The sequence below is a fragment of the Mesorhizobium sp. M7A.F.Ca.US.014.04.1.1 genome, from assembly GCF_003998745.1.
GTDB classification, from domain to species: domain Bacteria; phylum Pseudomonadota; class Alphaproteobacteria; order Rhizobiales; family Rhizobiaceae; genus Mesorhizobium; species Mesorhizobium ciceri.
The window spans coordinates 1-3,024 of the sequence record NZ_RZRW01000405.1 but is presented as its reverse complement, the minus strand read 5'-3'; the positions used below and the strand labels follow the sequence as shown (position 1 = coordinate 3,024).

At 61.4% G+C, this 3,024-nt stretch carries 5 protein-coding genes; all 5 read right to left on the bottom strand.

Annotated features, from left to right (window positions below; genetic code table 11):
* Positions 1–24: 24 nt before the first annotated feature.
* Positions 25–273, bottom strand: a complete 249-nt coding sequence (locus EOA22_RS23405) for a DUF680 domain-containing protein (RefSeq protein WP_013529664.1) — start codon at positions 271–273, stop codon at positions 25–27.
* A gap of 197 nt (positions 274–470) precedes the next feature.
* Positions 471–1,115, bottom strand: a complete 645-nt coding sequence (locus tag EOA22_RS23400) for a TetR/AcrR family transcriptional regulator (RefSeq protein WP_013529665.1) — start codon at positions 1,113–1,115, stop codon at positions 471–473.
* Positions 1,116–1,280: 165 nt separating this feature from the next.
* On the bottom strand, positions 1,281–2,312 hold the full coding sequence (locus EOA22_RS23390) for a phosphotransferase family protein (protein ID WP_063168970.1): 1,032 nt from the start codon (positions 2,310–2,312) through the stop codon (positions 1,281–1,283).
* Positions 2,309–2,794 (bottom strand): MaoC family dehydratase, encoded by a 486-nt coding sequence (locus tag EOA22_RS23385; protein ID WP_263484965.1) that lies wholly within the window; start codon positions 2,792–2,794, stop codon positions 2,309–2,311. Before EOA22_RS23385 ends, EOA22_RS23390 begins: the two co-directional genes overlap by 4 nt.
* A gap of 39 nt (positions 2,795–2,833) precedes the next feature.
* Positions 2,834–3,024: SDR family oxidoreductase (locus EOA22_RS23380; RefSeq protein WP_127390245.1), on the bottom strand; the 191-nt coding region annotated here is incomplete at its 5' end.

The following is a 3,024-nucleotide window of genomic DNA, read 5'->3' as shown; positions in this document are numbered from 1 at the left end:
GGCCAGACGTGATCTTTGCTGATATCAGAATGCGCTCGGCACAATCCACGGATTGATGCTGATGCCGAGCCGCGGGCCCTTGCCTTCAGCGGTGTTTTCCGTGGCACCCTTCTTCTCGACCGAACCGGTCGAAGCGCAATCGAGCTTCAGGTTGGTCTTGGTGTCAACGCAGGCCGCCACCGGCGCATGCTTGACCGGATGGGTGGTGTTGGCGGCGAAAGCCGAGCCCGAAAGTGCCAGCACGGCGGCGAGGGTGAGGAGTGTCTTTTTCATTGTCAGTCTCCGGTTTCCGGGTCGAATTCAATTCGTACCGACGGGTGAATTTTTCTCGTACATGTACGATAGACTGTACATATACGCCGTCGATTGGGAATTCAAGGGAAAACCGTACGCGTACGATAAATTTTTCGTTAACCAAGAAATCCCCCCAGGGTCTGGCTGGGGCGGAGAGAAAATATGGAAATGAAAGGTCAGCAGTTGACCGGTGTCTCGGTCAATGGCGGGACGTTTTGCGTGCTGAGCGTGGCGAGCGTGAAATCGCACATCCGCTTCACGAAGGCCTGCGGGTCGCCGAAGGGGTAGAATGGAAAGGTGATGAGCAGCGAGATCGTGCCGTGGCCAACCGCCCACAGCATGGTGGCGATGGCGCGCGGATCGCCCTGCAATTTTCCGGCGGCAACGCAGGCCTCGACCCGGCTGATCAGCGCCTTCATCGCCGGGTTGCTCTCTTCCATGTCGTCGTAGCTCCTGCCTTCCGGCAGCTTGGTCTTTTCGGTCATGAATACGGTGCGGTATTCGTTGGGATTGCCGAGCCCGAAGGCGGCATATTCCGTCATCACCGCCTGCAAGGCTGCGATCGGATCATCGGACGGATGCTCCTCGATGCGGCGAGCAAGCGTCTCGAATGCGTCCTCGGCCAGAGCGAACAGGATGTCCTGCTTGTCGGCGAAGTAGGAATAAACGGACATCGGGGCGTAGCCGACCCGCTTGGCCAGCTTGCGGATGGTCAGGCCCTCATAGCCCTCTTCCTGGACAAGCTTATGCGCGGCCTCGAGCAATTCGGAGCGCAGTTCTGCTTTTTGTTTCTCGCGGCGTGTCTGGACGCTCTGCGGCAAGATCTGGTGCCTTCGGTTGGGTTGGTGGCTGGCTAAATTATATACGCTGTACGGAAACGGACAAGGGCACGGGAAGTTCCCAAACGGTATGCTTCGGATCGTGCCGACGCTTTTCGAATTTTGGCAGCCCCGTGATCAGCACCGTTCCTCTCTCGAAATGGCCCATCACGCCTCCCTGTCGATCAGTTCTGCGGCAAGACACGAAAGCAGTTTCACCGCCTCGCCATAGGTTTTCGCCTTCTCGGGATTGGAGGCGTTGCCGTCCAGCGCCCGCTTGAAGACGCCCTGGCAGATGGCAGCCAGCCGGAAGAAGGAAAAGGCGAGGAAGAACGTCCAGTTGCCGATACCGGTGAGCCCGCGCCGCCGGCAGTAGGCGGCGACGTAGTCCTCTTCGGAAGGCAGGCCGAGTGCGGAACGATCGATACCGCCCAGGCCGCGAAAGCCGGAAGCGTGCGGCAGCCGCCATTGCATGCATTGATAGGCGATATCGGCGAAGGGGTGGCCTGATGTCGAAAGTTCCCAGTCGAGCACTGCCAGAACCGTTGGCCGGTCCGGCGCGAAGATCAGATTGTCCAGCCGGTAGTCGCCATGGACCAGTGAGATCCGGCCGTCATCTACGGGCATATGCGTTTCCAACCAGGCAATCAGCCGGTCCATGTCGGCGACGGTGCCGGTTTCCGAGGCACGGTACTGGCTCGTCCAGCGCGCCAGTTGGCGCTCGAAATAATTGCCCGGCCGGCCGAAATCGCCGAGCCCCACAGTCTCGACATCGACCTCGTGCAGGGCGGCGAGGGTGTCGTTCATGGCATCGTAGATGGCGGCGCGTTCATCATTGTCGCCAGCCTCCGGCAGAGCCGGATCCCAGAAAATGCGGCCGTCGAGGAAATCCATCACGTAGAACATGCGGCCGATGGGCGAGCCTTCCGCCGACAGATGCAGCATGGCCGGCACAGGCACGGCGGTGCCGGCAAGCGCGCTCATCACCCTGAATTCGCGGTCGACCTGGTGCGCCGATTTCAGCAATTGCCCCGGCGGCTTGGCGCGCAGCACGTAACGGCCGCTTGCCGCCGTCAAAAGGTAGGTCGGGTTCGATTGGCCGGATTTGAACTTCTCGACTGCCGCAAGCCCGGAAAAGCCCGGTATGTTCGCCTCGAGGTAAGGCGCAAGCGCTGCCTGGTCGAGAACGGGATCACTCATGCCGTCTCGGGCTGGCGTTCGATCAAGGTCAGCGTCAGCCAGCGCGCGGTCAGTGCCGGCTTCTTCGAACCCTCGATCTCGATCGTCACGTCATGCGCGGTCTGCACCCAGCCCGACGGCCTGACCTTGACGTCGGCCAGCACGAAACGCGTGCGGATGCGCGCGCCGGTTTTCACCGGCGCCAGGAAGCGCAGCGAATCGAAGCCGTGGTTGACGCCCATCTTGCCGTTTTCCAGCGGCGGCATGGTCTCGAAGGTCATCGCCGACAACAGCGACAGCGACAGGAAGCCGTGCGCGATGGTGCCGCCGAACGGCGTTTCACGCATCGCCCGCTCCGGATCGCAGTGGATGAACTGATGGTCGTCCGTGGCGTCGGCGAACTGGTCGATCATGCGTTGCGTGACCACCCGCCACGGCGACACGCCGACCTCCTTGCCGACACTGGCCAGAAGCACATCGAGACTGATCGGTTCCACGCTCATGTCCTCCAGTTCACCCCCGGCTTCTGTGGCCGGAAAATGTCATTCCTTGAACAAGGTCAGCCCATGCTGCACCGACTGTCCGCCGTCGATCGGCAAGATGGCGCCAGTGACATAGCTGCCTGCACGGCTGCACAAATAGAGCGTTGCGCCGGCGATGTCATCCGGTGCGCCGATACGGCCGATCGGAACATGGCTGCCGACGTGCCTGGCCTGTTCCTCTGTGGCGGGGG